Annotated in this window: 12 protein-coding genes and 1 tRNA gene; 7 read left to right on the top strand and 6 right to left on the bottom strand. The window is 40.0% G+C overall.

Annotated elements, in window-relative coordinates; all coding sequences use genetic code 11:
• Positions 1–376: 376 nt before the first annotated feature.
• Positions 377–2,314: a 7TM diverse intracellular signaling domain-containing protein gene (locus GSY63_RS08405; RefSeq protein WP_243749186.1), complete on the bottom strand. Its 1,938-nt coding sequence runs from the start codon at positions 2,312–2,314 to the stop codon at positions 377–379.
• A gap of 223 nt (positions 2,315–2,537) precedes the next feature.
• Here GSY63_RS08405 and GSY63_RS08410 point away from each other — a divergent pair, with 223 nt between their 5' ends.
• On the top strand, positions 2,538–3,140 hold the full coding sequence (locus tag GSY63_RS08410; RefSeq protein ID WP_166585350.1) for a long-chain fatty acid--CoA ligase: 603 nt from the start codon (positions 2,538–2,540) through the stop codon (positions 3,138–3,140).
• Between the two features lie 19 nt (positions 3,141–3,159).
• Here the strand turns inward: GSY63_RS08410 and GSY63_RS08415 are convergent, their stop codons facing one another.
• From GSY63_RS08415 to GSY63_RS08425, 3 genes are all read right to left on the bottom strand, one after another.
• The gene (locus tag GSY63_RS08415; RefSeq protein WP_208094493.1) at positions 3,160–3,981 is read right to left on the bottom strand and encodes a 2OG-Fe(II) oxygenase; all 822 of its coding nucleotides are present in this window, start codon (positions 3,979–3,981) and stop codon (positions 3,160–3,162) included.
• A gap of 351 nt (positions 3,982–4,332) precedes the next feature.
• The gene (locus GSY63_RS08420) at positions 4,333–5,979 is read right to left on the bottom strand and encodes an acyltransferase family protein (RefSeq protein WP_166585351.1); all 1,647 of its coding nucleotides are present in this window, start codon (positions 5,977–5,979) and stop codon (positions 4,333–4,335) included.
• Positions 5,980–6,241: 262 nt separating this feature from the next.
• A tRNA-Pro gene (locus GSY63_RS08425) sits at positions 6,242–6,315 on the bottom strand.
• Between the two features lie 81 nt (positions 6,316–6,396).
• Here GSY63_RS08425 and GSY63_RS08430 point away from each other — a divergent pair.
• Positions 6,397–6,789 (top strand): ribosomal maturation YjgA family protein, encoded by a 393-nt coding sequence (locus GSY63_RS08430; protein WP_208094494.1) that lies wholly within the window; start codon positions 6,397–6,399, stop codon positions 6,787–6,789.
• Positions 6,790–6,807: 18 nt separating this feature from the next.
• Here GSY63_RS08430 and GSY63_RS08435 read toward each other — a convergent pair whose 3' ends face one another.
• The gene (locus GSY63_RS08435; RefSeq protein WP_166585352.1) at positions 6,808–6,990 is read right to left on the bottom strand and encodes a hypothetical protein; all 183 of its coding nucleotides are present in this window, start codon (positions 6,988–6,990) and stop codon (positions 6,808–6,810) included.
• 168 nt (positions 6,991–7,158) lie between these two features.
• On the opposite strand from GSY63_RS08435, the gene GSY63_RS08440 reads away from it, so the two are divergent.
• Both GSY63_RS08440 and GSY63_RS08445 read left to right on the top strand, forming a co-directional pair.
• On the top strand, positions 7,159–8,598 hold the full coding sequence (locus tag GSY63_RS08440; protein WP_166585353.1) for a flippase: 1,440 nt from the start codon (positions 7,159–7,161) through the stop codon (positions 8,596–8,598).
• Positions 8,598–9,497: a glycosyltransferase family 2 protein gene (locus GSY63_RS08445; RefSeq protein WP_166585354.1), complete on the top strand. Its 900-nt coding sequence runs from the start codon at positions 8,598–8,600 to the stop codon at positions 9,495–9,497. Before GSY63_RS08440 ends, GSY63_RS08445 begins: the two co-directional genes overlap by 1 nt.
• A gap of 1 nt (position 9,498) precedes the next feature.
• On the opposite strand, the gene GSY63_RS08450 is transcribed toward GSY63_RS08445, so the two are convergent.
• The gene (locus tag GSY63_RS08450; RefSeq protein ID WP_166585355.1) at positions 9,499–9,936 is read right to left on the bottom strand and encodes a hypothetical protein; all 438 of its coding nucleotides are present in this window, start codon (positions 9,934–9,936) and stop codon (positions 9,499–9,501) included.
• A gap of 102 nt (positions 9,937–10,038) precedes the next feature.
• Between GSY63_RS08450 and GSY63_RS08455 the strand changes: the two genes are divergently transcribed.
• The 3 genes from GSY63_RS08455 to ybeY are packed head-to-tail and all read left to right on the top strand — an operon-like array spanning position 10,039 to position 14,217.
• Complete coding sequence (locus GSY63_RS08455; RefSeq protein WP_166585356.1) at positions 10,039–13,368, top strand: DUF4175 family protein; 3,330 nt, start codon at positions 10,039–10,041, stop codon at positions 13,366–13,368.
• The gene (locus GSY63_RS08460) at positions 13,358–13,792 is read left to right on the top strand and encodes an ATP-binding protein (protein ID WP_243749187.1); all 435 of its coding nucleotides are present in this window, start codon (positions 13,358–13,360) and stop codon (positions 13,790–13,792) included. The genes GSY63_RS08455 and GSY63_RS08460 overlap by 11 nt, the downstream gene beginning before the upstream one ends.
• Positions 13,792–14,217, top strand: coding sequence for an rRNA maturation RNase YbeY (gene ybeY, locus GSY63_RS08465; protein WP_166585357.1), 426 nt, complete (start codon positions 13,792–13,794; stop codon positions 14,215–14,217). Before GSY63_RS08460 ends, ybeY begins: the two co-directional genes overlap by 1 nt.
• Positions 14,218–14,221: the final 4 nt, after the last annotated feature.

Raw genomic sequence — 14,221 nt, forward strand, 5'->3', positions numbered from 1 at the left:
AGATGCTTCTGTCCAGAAATTTTATTCTGTCATTTAGCCGGTACAGTTTAGTAAGTGGGTGTGTTTTGTATCAATTGGTGAGGGCTAATTTAGCGCGCTTTTAAGCTAAAAAGCAAGAAAAATTTATCATAAACACCTAATAATTAATAAGTTATGAGTAATTTGATACGATTAAAACACAAGTTACGAAAACGTTGTAAATGGGCATCGGCGTACCAGGGACACTCAATTGAGGAAATAAGCAAAGCGCGCTTTGATACGCTTAATGAACAACTAAAAAAAATAGATTGGAGATACAAAAATGGCCCCGGTGGGGCCATTTTTAATAAAGAATGAAAGCGGATTAAGAACGGCGTGACGCTATTCGGCGTAAGTTTCAGGAAGTCTGCTCTGCAATAACCAGTCGGCTCCATCCCTGTTTCCCGCCCTTTTTAACTTCCTTTTTACGCTCGAGCATTACCTTTTTAATGCGGATCGCGTAAGACCAGCAGGTGCTTTGCCTGATGCCCAATTTTTCTGAAAGCTGATGTGATGAGATGGTTCCCTTACTTGAGTATAGCAGGTAAACGATGTAAAATGCTTTATTGATAGGTATACGGTTGTTATGAAATATGGTACGCTGCAAAACAGATTCTTCATAACTACACTTGGTGCACCGCCTGCTGTAAGGCATACGGCCGGCGCAATAATTGGTGTTTTCGCAACGCAAACATTTGTAGTCTTCGCTCCATTTAAGTTCGGATAAAAATTTGTAGCAGGTTTCCTGATCTGGATATTTTGCGCTAAACTCTTCAAAACTTAGTTCGGTAGACATGGCCCGGTCGTCTGTAACCTTTTCTATCTTAGTTTTAAGCTTAATGTTGTCTTTTTCGAGCAACACGTTCATCCTCGAAATTTCTTCGGCTTGCATCTCCAACTGGTGGTTTTGAGCCATCAACTCTTCGTTTTGCGATTCGATTAAGGTAGATTGTTCGATGATCTCATTAGACTGCCTTACCACTTCGGCTGTGCGGATCCTCACCTGTTCTTCCAGATCACGATTTATCGAATCTTTCAGTGCCACATTTATCGCCATTTGATTGATGATTTCTTCCTGGGCTTTATCCTTTTCTTTTCGCAGCAACCGCACCTGGTCGCCAATTGAAAATGACAGGAATACCATTTCGAACACGAAACCAATACTGAGGCTATAATGCCCGATAATACGACCAACGAGGTAATTTACCCCCAATGCCGTAGCCGACTTCAGTAAAAAACTCAGAAACAAAAATGTATACCCCACCACAAAGAACCGGGCTGGTTTAAACCCGTTAACCCAGATCCAGATACCGGTACCAAAGGCTATGGTAAGTGGCACAAAATCAATAAACTTATAAATGAATAGGTTTTTATCGAAAAAGAAGCAATACAGGTAGTAAACCGTACGGAGCGCTATAACAATATTAATAAGTTTATAAAGCGGCAAGGCTTTCTCTTTCACACGCAACAGCGCCTTGGTAAACTCCAGCGCAAACACGCTGATTAAAAACAAAAACGTACCATAGGCATACTGGTTCCAGTTTGGCGAGTCGGGCCAGATGTATTGAAACGCAATGCCATCCACACTCAACTCATAAAAACCAACACTCAAGATATATAGTACGTAAAAAAGATGCTGCAGCTTTTTTACCGCCATAAACATTAACAGGTTGTGGAGGCAGAAGATCAGAATCATGCCGTAAAATATCCCGTAGCACAGGTATTCAGTTAACGCATAATGTATAAAGCGGGCAACTGTACGGTAAACAATAATAACATTTACCCGCTCGCGCGATCTCAGCCGGAAATAATAGGTATACTCACCCTTTTGCTTATTCAACAGCTTAAACTCAAAGTTTTTGTGCTTAAAAAGTCGTTTATCAAAGCTATGGGCAGCACCGGCATTCGATTCTTTATAATACCCATCTCTACCCGGGATATAAGCGCTGATATCATCTGTAGTTTGATCAAAAAATTCGATAAGGCTTTCTTTATCGGCTGGCAAGCTATCCAGCCTAACTTTAATCTTACACCAATAAACAGAGCTGCTATTAACGTTTTTAGGATACAGATCGGTATTTTGCCGAAACCGCTTTTCAAATGCTGCCGATTTTACCTGGTTTATGGTGAAAGTGCTTTGCGGATCTTCTAACCATTGTATCTCATTGAATGTAAAAACGTGTTCCTGGGTACTACCGTCAATAGCAACCCGCTCCTGACCTCGAACAGTGGTGTTATATAGAAAGAAGAAAAAGAAGCAGAACGGTATGGTTCTGTTAAACAGGCGCTGCATCATGGCATTGCAATCGTAATTGTTTTACACCTCGCCAAATAATGCTCAAAAACGCCAATTATTGTGACAGGTTTATAAATTGGTTATTGTTGCAATAATACCATTATTCTTATTTATGCGGTAGTCAATGCCCTCGGAAAAAGTAGACTGCTCGAATTTTTTTGAAACGAATCCCGCTATTCGTTAAATTGGCCTAACTTTCTAACCCCTAATACCCCTAACGCAAATGACAATCAATTTAAAAACCACGCTCGACAGCATGGCTGGCGGCTTATTTCTAATGAGCATTTTTACGGCCGGATTGATTGCTTTGGCTGAGTATAACCTAAATGGCAGAGATTACGCAGCTTTGGGTATTGTATTCGTGGTAATTGTTTCGGTATTTATAAGCTACTATCTTAAATTTAGCAATGCCGCCAAAACTTTGGCAAGTGATTTTCCCGGTGTGAAAAGCGCGGATGAAAAGAAAAAAGATAAGTGGTTTATGATAATTGGCGCCTTAGAAGGCCTTGCTATATTTTTAACTGCCAATGTGCTGATCAACATTAAGCTTTTCAACTATTTTGTTCCGGCAATGGCGCTTATTGTAGGGCTTCACTTTTTTCCACTAGGATACATATTCAAAAGATCGTTCGATTATTTTATGGGGATCTGGACCTGTGTTGTAGCTTTTACCGGCATGATCTTGATTAAACAACATCTTGCCGGTTTTGAAGTGATTGCGCTGGTTAGCACTGGCTGCGCCATAGCCACCTCTTTATATGGAATAAGAATGATTGCTCAAGGCAGAAACGCTATGCAACAATCTTCTTTATTGATCAATTCCTAAATAAGGGTGCCGAAAAACGTTACCTTAATATTTTTTTCGCAGCTTTAATCAAAATAGGAGGTACCAAATCAACCACAATTTCTTTAAAGGTTACCGGTTCTTTACTAACATCATTCGCAACACCGGCCCTGCCCTTAAACAACGTGGCATGTGCTTTTGGGTTCAGCTCGCTTTTAGGACGTCCGTTAGTATAGTAATATAAAGCCATCGACTTCCGGCTGCGATCTTCCGGACAAGTTAAAGGATTAGGATGACCGTGAAAAGAATAATCAGTTGTGGAGAAAATGGCCACCCGGTTAAATATCGGTAATACTTTACGATGTGCGCTGGTCATTTCCTTATCCCAAAGCTCAAAATGGCCGCCGAAACTCTCTTCCCAGTCTTTATTAAGGTACACTAAAAGGTTTATGCGGCGATCGAGCATAGTGCTTTGATGCTTATTGAAATCTGCGTGTACTTTCAATAGGCCTCCTGGTTTAATTTCGTGGTAACCACCACCATCGAAGTATGGATCTGGCAACAGGGTTTCTTTAATTCCGGTTAGCTCCTGCAAAAACTGAAGCACCGGCTCCGAATTAAGATAGTGTGCCAATAGCCTGCCTGTTTCGCTAAAATGACGCTCCCCTTTTCCCTCTAACTTTTTTTCGTTTTGATTATCGTAGGCTTTTACATCTTTTAGTTTAGAAAGGTCCGGAAATTCATCCGCCACCTTACTTAGCATTTCCTCATCAAAAAAATTATCAATTACAATATTCGGAAATGGCGAAGCATTAACATACTCATCGTGCTTTTCTTTTCCAAGGCTTACAATATTGCCTATAGATTTATTAAGGTAGTTCATACTATTAATTCGATTGGCTAATTTACATGAAGATAATCAAAAGTTACACCTGCTATTTTAATAAACAACCGGTGATGCGGCGCATTAATATCATAGCATCCTTCGTGTTGTAATACAATAACCCCTCCGAAATTAACGGCGATACAATGGAACCCCGCGCAATTACTTTTTCAAAATTGAATCCCATTGTTGTACAAATTCATTTTCTATTTTTCTTGAAAAGAATTCCGTTCCATAAATATTCAGATGGTTTTCATCATAATACATAATTGTATGCCTGTTAAACGGTATTTCTTTCCGAAAACTCGCGTATTTTATGCTATCCATTACATGTATGTTAGGATATTTTTTTTAAATCCTTATAATTTCATCGGGTATTTGCCTTGTTTTCAAAACGTAATTATTATCCACACTAACATTTCTCACAACGCCTCTGTTAACTTTTATCGGATTTTTATTTAGTGAGGGAAAGTTTGATAAAATTATCACCGTTTGATTTGGCCTCAATAATTTAGCAAAAGCACCAAATGCCTGAGGCAGAGAGGTAATTTCGTGGCGCCACGATGATGAAATAAGTATCAAATTACTTTGTTTTATTAGCGCACTGCTTTGTTTAGAAAGCTTTTGGTATCTGGTAAACAAACTATTATTTGAAAAATCTTCGCGGGCAATTCCTGGTATTAACGGGGTGCCATCGTTTGTTACCGTTAAAAAGTTAAACCCATGCCTTTTTCCGATATAATCTAACACCGGTTTATACATTAATGCGAAGCTATCTCCGATTAATAAAATTGAATCTTTCTTCTTATTTAAATCGCCAAACCTTTCTGGGAATTTAAATGTGTCAGAGTGAGAATCTAGTCCAAAAGTAGCGTAACTATATTTCTTGGGGATTGGATAAATTGCGTTGTTAACCTTAGGTGCAAGATATGCGGTAATACACAAAATAGCCAATGACGCAGAAATAACTTTAATAAGGTTATTAGTTTGTATTTTTCTGAAATAAGATTCAATGTATTTATATGACAAGTAAGAAAATACACCAATCACGATCATTAACAAGGCTACTTCCGATAAGGTAAATTGATACCTGAGATTGGAATACCTTAACAAAGCCATCAAACCCCAATGCCAGAGATATATCGAATAAGATAACTCGCCTATATAAACCAGTACTTTATTCGATAAGATTGATTTATTAAGAACACTATCCGAATTGATTAATATAAAGGCTACAGAAATACAAGGAACCAGTACTATAACACCTGGAAAATTACTTTTCTCATTAAGTAAAAGTGCAGTTATTACGATAGTTATTAGTGCCCCTAAAGAACATAAGTTTTTAAACCTGGGCTGTTTTACCTCTAATAAGCTCCCCTTAACAGCCATGAGTGTTCCAATAAGAAATTCAGGCATCCTTGCGGCTAAGGAAAAATACATCCCACTTTTGTTACTTAAAAATGTGCTGTTATAATAGGAATACCCAAACAAAGCTATTATCAAAAATATAAGGACTGGGGCATAATATTTTCTGTTTACGAGCATTAAAAAAAGAGGCAATATGAAATAAAACTGCATCTCTATAGCCAAAGTCCAGGTATGAAGAAGAGGGTTTTCACTACTTGAAGCACCAAAGTAGGTATCCAGAGATGCCAGGTAGTTGTTCGAGTTAAAAATGGCAGCATAAAAGATGTTTTTTCTTAAGCCGCCGATATCCATCGGGAAATAAACAAAACAACCCAACAAAAAAATAATAATCAGAAAGCACAAATAAGCTGGTACTATTCGCTTTACTCTTCCGATGTAAAATCCGGATAAATTAAAAGAATCCTTTCCTTTTTTATCAATTATTATGCTTGATACCAAATACCCTGATATTACGAAGAAGATGTCTACTCCTATAAACCCGCCAGGTAAGTAACTAGAGTTTAGATGAAATATTAAAACCAGCAATACGGCAATTGCTCGTAAGCCCTGTATATCATTCCTGAATTTCATAGATATGGCGAAGTCGATGTTATAAGGTTAAGTGGCATAAAATAAGCATACCTGTTTTTAATCTAATACACTTATTTAACATTCATAAGTTATTTGGAATTGGAAACGTCAAAAGTATCAATTTTTCGGACATACATCCCTTTTGTATAGGCCGTTATCATAGAGGGTATTTAGCGAATTCCGTCCGCGCGTTTGAGGGAAAAAAGTTATTGTAGAAAGGCTTTGCTTGCAGTATGACGTTTTCTGTAAAAGAAAGGTTTTGTCGGGATGGCGGGATTCGAACCCACGACCTCCAGCACCCCATGCTGGCGCGATACCGGGCTACGCTACATCCCGAAAAGAGTTGATAATGCAAATATAATTTTTTGTTGATTTCCCTAAAATCAAACGCGTGTTTGTTCGTCAACCTACATATATTTGAACAACTCAAATCTCCCGGTGCGCAAAACACGATTGCTTTATTCTGTACTTGTTGTAGTAACTATATTTGCCGGCTTAATCTCCCGCCATTACACATTTATACCCTTGTTTATTGGTGATATTTTATGGGCACTAATGGTTTACTTTATTGTCCGTTTCCTGTTTAGCAGCAAGCCAATAAAATTTGCGGGGATTATCAGCCTGCTGTTTTGCTATGCAATTGAGTTTAGCCAGCTATATAAAGCCCCGTGGATAAACGAGCTGAGGCATACCCTTTTCGGAAGACTGGTTTTGGGCGAAGGCTTTTTGTGGAGTGATCTGTTATGTTATACCGTAGGGGTTGCAATAGGGATATTAATTGATCTCCTTCGGCAGAAACCTAAATCCTAATTAAAGCGGCGTTTATATTTATACTGTTTGCTTAGACCTCGACAAAAAGATCAACGACAGCACCAGGATACCAATGCCTATTCCTTTTAAGAAACCGTCGGCAAAATCCGGGACGGCTGCAAAATGCTTTACCACAAAACTTGCGGAAATTATCAAAAGACCTATCGGTATCAGAAAGCGCACTGGTAATAACGGTTTCATACTTCGTTGATTTGTTGCCTAAGGGCTAATTTAAAATAATTTTTCGAGTAAAAACAACGTTGTAAGCTTGGCATCATGGCTCGCTAAAAGCGTCGTTGAAGCAGAATAAAAACTAAAACTCTATCTTCGATGCTTAGTTTGTTAAAGCAATACTGCCGATTCTGAAACATGGCCAAAAACTACCTCTATAATTTATTACTTACACTCGCTAATTTATTGTTCCCAATATTAAGCTTCCCTTATGTTTCGCGGATGATTGGTCCGGAGGGGATTGGGAAAGTTCAGTTTGCGTTTTCGTTTGCACAGTACTTTGCCATTATTGCCAATATTGGGGTGCCCATTTACGGGCTAAAGGAAATTGCCCGGCATAAAAACGATTTCCAGGCCCGTTCGCAGGTCTTTTCAGAACTGATCACTATTCACTTTCTGGCCTGTTTTTCGTTATCGGTAATTTATTTGGGGGTTATATTTACGTTTCCATATTTTGCTGACAACAGAGATATGCACCTTGCAGCAGTTTTGTTGATCTTAATGGGCTTTACTTATATCGAGTGGCTTTACAGCGGTATGGAGCAGTTCCGGTCGATAGCTTTGCGTTCGGTTTTATTTAAAATAATTGGCCTGGGCCTGCTGTACTTATTTGTCCGCGATCGCAGCGATTTCAGAGTATATCTCTACATCATGATCTTTTCTTTTATGGGTAACAACGTGCTCAGTTTATTTATGACCAGGGATAAGGTTAAACCTGTATTTTCTAATCTGCAGTTGCGCAAGCATCTTAAACCGCTATTTTTTATACTGGGCACAACGCTGGCGGCTAGTATGTATACCGATATGGATACGGTTATACTAGGCTTTTTATCAAATAGTAAAACAGTAGGATTATATACAGCAGCGGTAAAATTAAGTAAGATCACCCTACCCTTTGTAACCTCTATGGGTGTTATTCTGATGCCCAAAGTTGCCAAGCAATTTGCCGACGATAGCATGCAGGAAATTCAGGACACATTGAGCAAAACATTTAACTTTCTGGTGTTTTTTGCCATACCCGTTGTATTTGGCCTCGCTTTGTTAGCGCCCGAGTTTATTATGCTTTTTTCGGGAAAAGAGTTTTTACCCGCCACCACCAGTATGCAAATTTTATCGCTGCTGCCGCTAATTATCGGTTTTGGGCATATGTTCTTATACCTGGTGTTGGTGCCTGCGGGTAAGAATCGCGAAATGTTTTCGTGTGTGCTGGGCGGAATGGCGACGAGCCTTATTTTAAATATTTTACTGGTTCCGCACTTTAAGGCTATCGGTTCGTCCATTGCCAACATTTGCTCAGAAGCTGTGGTTACGCTATTGTATGTTTATTTTATCCGAAAGTACTATAGGTTCAGCTACAACTGGTGGCTTATTTTAAAAGCCCTGATAGCAGTACTGATATTTATACCCATTATTTATTTTGCCCGTCAACTGTCTATGCCATTAATATATATGGTTGCCAGCTCGGTTGCTGTTTGTGGTTTGATGTATCTGCTATTACAGCTACTGATTTTCAGAAATCCTTTCGTTTTCGAAATTCTGAACTTTGTGAAAGCTAAATTTTCTAAAGTACAAGCGTGATGAGGATCTCTGTGGTAATGACTACCTATAACGGCGCAAAGTATCTGGAACAGCAGATTCTTTCTATTCTCAACCAAACGCTAAAACCAGTTGAGATCATCGTTTGCGACGACCGCTCTACCGACGGCACTGTTGCCATTTTAGAAAAATATCAGCAGCAGCAAAGGCTAAAATATTTTATAAACGAAGAGAGACTGGGGTATGTACGCAATTTTAAAAAAGCAGTATCCCTGGCTTCGCCTGAAAACTATGTAGCCCTATCAGATCAGGACGATGAATGGCTGCCCGAAAAACTCGAAAAATCTGCGGCATTGTTACAATGCATTAACGACAGTAGTATACCCTGCATGGTTCATACCGATTTGTTTTGGGTTAATGCCGACGGTTCCTTAATAAATCCTTCTTTCCGTAACGAACGCGGGCAGCAGCATTACGAGCTTAACCTCGAGTCGTTAATGTTCAATAGTTTTGTGAGTGGTTGCACAACATTGTTTAACCCTGAGCTTGCCCGGCGGTTCGCAGATTTTCCAGATGATATTTCGTACCATGACGTCTGGATGGCCTTAGTATCATTAACCTTCGGCAAGGCAGAACATCTGGCCGAGTCGCTTGTGCGGTATCGAAAGCATGATAATAATGCGAGTGTTAGCGGCGACGTAAAACCTAAGTCGCGGTATAAGGCTCTTTTTAAGCAGATACTTGTCGCCATTAAAGACCGAAGCCACTTCATGCGCTCTGAGTTCAACACAGTCCGCAAATTTTATCTGCTTTATAAAGATCAAATGTCGGCAGATAAAAAGCATCTGTTTAAGCGTTTCTTAAACCTTCAACACAAACCCTATATTTTTAAAAAGCTGGCCTATCGAAAAATGATTCGTAAGCATAGCCTTAAAAAGTAGTTTATAGCATTCTTTTGCAGGTAGCAATAATGCCGGTTTCGTCATAAATGTTCAACTCTCCTGCAGCGTTTACCATATATATTTCATTGGCGCGTTCGAGGCTGATATACTTGTTGCCGCTTTTCTTTAATTCCATTGCCGAAGGCGAAATAGCAGGGTTTTCGTCGATATTCAGCTTTTTCTCGGTAAAGGTAATTACCTGTATGTAAGTCTTCGTCCCTTGGCTCACCAGCTCATAAGCAACATTTTCGCCTTTTTCGGTTTTAATATCTCCATCAAGCCATACACCAATTAAATGTGTGCTGTCTTTTCTCACAACCGAATCTTTTTTCGCCACACTTTTGTTGGTTGTAGCTGCTGTATTTGCCGATTGTTTGCATGATGCGATGGCCATACTTAGGCCCACACCCGCTGCAAGTATTAAAATGGTGTTTTTCATATAGCCTGCAAATATACTGCTTACAACTAAAGGCTATAGCTACAATTGATGTGTATAGCCATACGTTTTAACAAAATTTAGTATTTTTATTTTTTTCGATACATGTATCCCGGCGGCAACTACCAATTATTGATAGAGAAGATTGATGTATTTATCCGAAGATATTACATCAATAAATTGCTGCGTGGTTTAATTTTCTGGGGCGCGGTTCTGTTTACGGGTTATATAGTTGCAACATTAAGCGAGTATCTCGGTCATTTTACGGCTTTCTTTCGCACCCTTATTTTCTACAGCTTCATTCTGCTTAACCTTGTAATCATAGCCCGGTTGGTTTTACCACCGCTATTGGCATATTTAAAGCTAGGCAACACTATAAGCCACCAACAAGCGGCCGAAATTATTGGCCAGCATTTTAGCGAAGTGCAAGACAAGTTATTAAACACCCTGCAGCTTAAAGCGCTTGTTAGCCAAAACCCGCAGCATAGTCAACTCATTGAGGCAAGTATCGATCAAAAGATAGAAACACTGCGTCCGGTGCGTTTCCCAACAGCGGTAAACCTCCGCGAAAATGTTAAGCAATTAAAATGGGTTGTAATACCTGTTACCCTGATATTGTTGCTTGCAATTATTGCGCCCGCCATTTTAACCGAAGGCACCCGCCGGCTTATTAAACACAATCAATATTTTGCACCGGTTGCGCCGTTTAAGTTTGTTGTACTTAACGGCAAGTTAAGTGCTACCCAAGGCGACGATTTTAAATTGGACATTAAGCTAAAAGGCGACCAGTTGCCCACTTCGCTTTACATCGAAACCGACGATCATACTTTTAAACTCGAAAAGCATGGTGTAAGCAGTTTCAGCTATCAGTTTACCAATTTGCAAAAGAATACCACATTTAGGTTAAGCGGCGGCGGATTTACCTCCGATAAATATTTGGTGGTAATTAATGCCCGCCCTTCTTTATTACATTTTGATGCTGCCCTAACTTATCCAGCATATTTGCACAAACGTAATGAGACGATAAGCAATGCCGGCGATCTTAACATTCCGGCCGGGACAGTGGTTAACTGGAAACTGCACACGCAACATGCCGATCAATTACTACTTGAGGTAAATGGCCGCCGCCATCAGCTGGATCCTTCTGCTGATGATGAGTTTAATTACAGCGAACGTATCGTCAAACCGTCGGCCTATTTATTGAAACCATTAAGCAAGCAAGTTAGCCATACCGATTCGGCCTCTTACCAGATCAACGTTATTGCTGATGAAATGCCTGTTATAAACGCTGTAGAAAAAGAAGATTCGGTTAGCATGAAAGCGCTTTACTTCAACGGCAAAATACAGGACGATCATGGCTTCAGTTCTTTGCGTTTTCATTATACCGTAAAATCAGCCGACCAAAAAAGCAAGGCTATTTCGTATTCACAACCGGTTAAGGCTGATCTTGGCCGTACCGAATCCGATTTCTTTTATTTCTGGAATATTAAGGATTTGAAGGCCCAGCCGGGCGACCATATCAGCTACTATTTTGAGGTGGCAGATAACGATGCTGTTGCAGGCCCCAAAACCGCCCGTACTCCCGAACGTGAATTGGATATGCCAACCGAACAGCAAATTGCTACCGAACTAAATAACGGTACCCAGCAGGTTAAGCAAAAAATGGAATCGGCCGCTAAACTGGCAGCGCAGTTAGAGCGTGAGGCACAACGCCTTAACCAAAACCTGCTAAACAAAAGCTCGCTTAGTTTCGACGAAAAGAAACAGGTGGAAGACTTACTGCAAAAAAGGAAAGACCTGGATGCTTTGGTAAAAGAGGTTCAGGACGATAATAAAAAGAACTCTTATAATCGTCAGCAAAATCAGAAACAAAGCCCGCAGGTAACCGAAATGCAGAACCAGATGGACAAATTGCTGCAAGACCTACTCGACCCACAAACCAAAGAAATGCTGCAACAGTTACAACAATTGTTACAGCAGGAACAAAAAGATGCCACGCGCGACGAGCTGAGCAAAATGCAAACGGATAACAAATCTTTGAAAAAAGAACTCGACCGCATGCTGGAGCTCTATAAAAAAATGGAGTTTGATCAGAAAATGAATCAAAACATTAACCAGTTAGATCAACTGGCAGATCAGCAACAAAAACTGGCCGACCAAGCACAGCAGCAGGGCGCAAATAAACAAGACTTGCAACAACAGCAGGACAAAATAAAGCAGGATTTTCAGGATGTAAAAAAATCTTTGGATGAACTGAAAAAATCGGCTGAGCAAATGGAAAATCAGCCCAAAATGGACGACACTGCCAAAGATGAGCAGCAGATAGACCAGCAAATGGATAAAAGTGCCGAAGAGTTGAGCAAGAATGACATGAAGAAGGCTTCCAAATCACAACAATCAGCCGCTCAACAAATGCAGCAACTGGGCCGCAAATTGAAAAAAGATAGCGAAGATCAGCAGGGCGACGAAGAAAGCGTTAACGCTCAGCAATTACGTGAGCTGCTCAAAAGTTTGGTAAATAGTTCGTTTCAGCAAGAAAAACTGATGCAAACGTTTAAGGCAACAAACCCATCAGACCCAAATTACGTAGCTTACTCTCAGCAACAAAAAGATATTAAAGACAATTTAAAAACCGCCGAAGACACATTATATTCGTTAAGTAAACGCGTTCCGCAAATACAATCTACAGTTAATCAGGAAATTAGCTCAATTAATGATCATATTAGCAAAGCAATTGATAACTTAGGCGACCGAAGAACTGCAGAGGCAAATAAAAATCAGCAGTATGCCATGACGGCCATGAATAATTTGGCACTGATGTTGAACGAAGTATTAGACCAGTTGCAGAATGCGATGAAGAATGCAAAGGGCGGCAAAGGGAAACAAAAACAAAGCATGGCGCAATTGAGCCAAATGCAGCAGCAGCTGAACAATAACATGCAAAAAATGCGTGAGCAGATGCAGCAGGGCAATAAAGGGCAGAGTGCACAGCAGGGTCAGCAAGGCCAAAGCGAGCAGTTAGCACGTATGGCCAGGCAACAGCAAATGATACGGCAGGCGCTGGAACAGTACAATAGAAATGAGCTGAAAGATGGAAAAAATGGGGCAGGCAATTTGGATAAAATTGCAAAACAAATGGAACAAACCGAAAATGATCTCGTAAACAGACGTATTAGTGAGGAATCATTAAAAAGACAACAACAGATCCAGACCCGACTACTTGAGGCTGAAAAGGCAGAACAGGAACGTGAGCAGGATAAGCAACGTCAAAGCCAGGCAGGTAAAGACACCCCTCCGGGTTATATTAAGGCATTGCAAGATTATCAGCAGCTTAAAGTAAAACAGACCGAACAGCTTAAAACTGTTTCACCGGAACTGAATTTGTACTATAAACAAAAAGTTAAAAAATATTTTGACCAATTAAATGGTAAATAATATGCAAGAGGCCAACGTAGGAGACACCAAACTTTATACTTTACAATTACCGTCGAAACCGGAAAGTATAGTGGAGTTGGAGAATTTAATTGAAGATATAGCAGATACTTACGAGGTGAGCGACGACACCTTTGCCAATATGATGACGTGCTTAAACGAAGTGGTGATGAACGCTATTGTGCATGGCAACAAGCTTGATGAAAACAAAAAGGTTATCGTCAATGCTGAGATAGAAGGCAAACGTGTTATCTGGACGGTAACCGATGAGGGGGCTGGTTTTGACTACAATAATCTGCCCGACCCTACCGCAGAAGCAAACTTGGAAAACTTAACAGGCCGTGGTGTTTTTATAGTTAAACAACTCTCAGATCAATGTATTTTCAATGCCAATGGCAACGAAGTTGAATTACACTTTAAGATCTAATGCCCGCTATCAATTTTTTTCAGGAAGATGTAAGCTTTAAATTAACAGATAAGCTGAAATTAAAGAAATGGATAACCGAAGCTATTATGGCCGAGGGATACAAGCTACAAGAGCTTAACTACATCTTTTGCTCTGACCAGTACCTGCTGCAAATGAATCAGCAATATTTAGATCACGATACCCTTACTGATATCATAACCTTCGATAATTCCGAAACACCGGGCAAAATTGTAGGCGATATTTTTATCTCTATCGAGCGTATTTGGGAAAACGCCGAGAAGTTTAAAGTTAGCAAAATGCGCGAACTGCAACGGGTGGTTATACACGGGGCTCTGCACCTGGTGGGATACGCCGATAAAAAGCCTGCAGATAAAAAGCTAATGACCGAAAAAGAAGACTTTTATCTGAATAAAGTAACCTTTTAAATAG

The organism is Mucilaginibacter agri (genome assembly GCF_009928685.1).
Lineage (GTDB): Bacteria > Bacteroidota > Bacteroidia > Sphingobacteriales > Sphingobacteriaceae > Mucilaginibacter > Mucilaginibacter agri.

Coding starts and splice junctions, on each gene's coding strand:
- GSY63_RS08405 (WP_243749186.1), bottom strand. CDS start 2,314: ATGATGCAGCGCCTGTTTAACAGAACCATACCGTTCTGCTTCTTTTTC.
- GSY63_RS08410 (WP_166585350.1), top strand. CDS start 2,538: ATGACAATCAATTTAAAAACCACGCTCGACAGCATGGCTGGCGGCTTA.
- GSY63_RS08415 (WP_208094493.1), bottom strand. CDS start 3,981: ATGAACTACCTTAATAAATCTATAGGCAATATTGTAAGCCTTGGAAAA.
- GSY63_RS08420 (WP_166585351.1), bottom strand. CDS start 5,979: ATGAAATTCAGGAATGATATACAGGGCTTACGAGCAATTGCCGTATTG.
- GSY63_RS08435 (WP_166585352.1), bottom strand. CDS start 6,990: ATGAAACCGTTATTACCAGTGCGCTTTCTGATACCGATAGGTCTTTTG.
- GSY63_RS08440 (WP_166585353.1), top strand. CDS start 7,159: ATGGCCAAAAACTACCTCTATAATTTATTACTTACACTCGCTAATTTA.
- GSY63_RS08445 (WP_166585354.1), top strand. CDS start 8,598: ATGAGGATCTCTGTGGTAATGACTACCTATAACGGCGCAAAGTATCTG.
- GSY63_RS08450 (WP_166585355.1), bottom strand. CDS start 9,936: ATGAAAAACACCATTTTAATACTTGCAGCGGGTGTGGGCCTAAGTATG.
- GSY63_RS08455 (WP_166585356.1), top strand. CDS start 10,039: ATGTATCCCGGCGGCAACTACCAATTATTGATAGAGAAGATTGATGTA.
- GSY63_RS08460 (WP_243749187.1), top strand. CDS start 13,358: ATGGTAAATAATATGCAAGAGGCCAACGTAGGAGACACCAAACTTTAT.
- ybeY (WP_166585357.1), top strand. CDS start 13,792: ATGCCCGCTATCAATTTTTTTCAGGAAGATGTAAGCTTTAAATTAACA.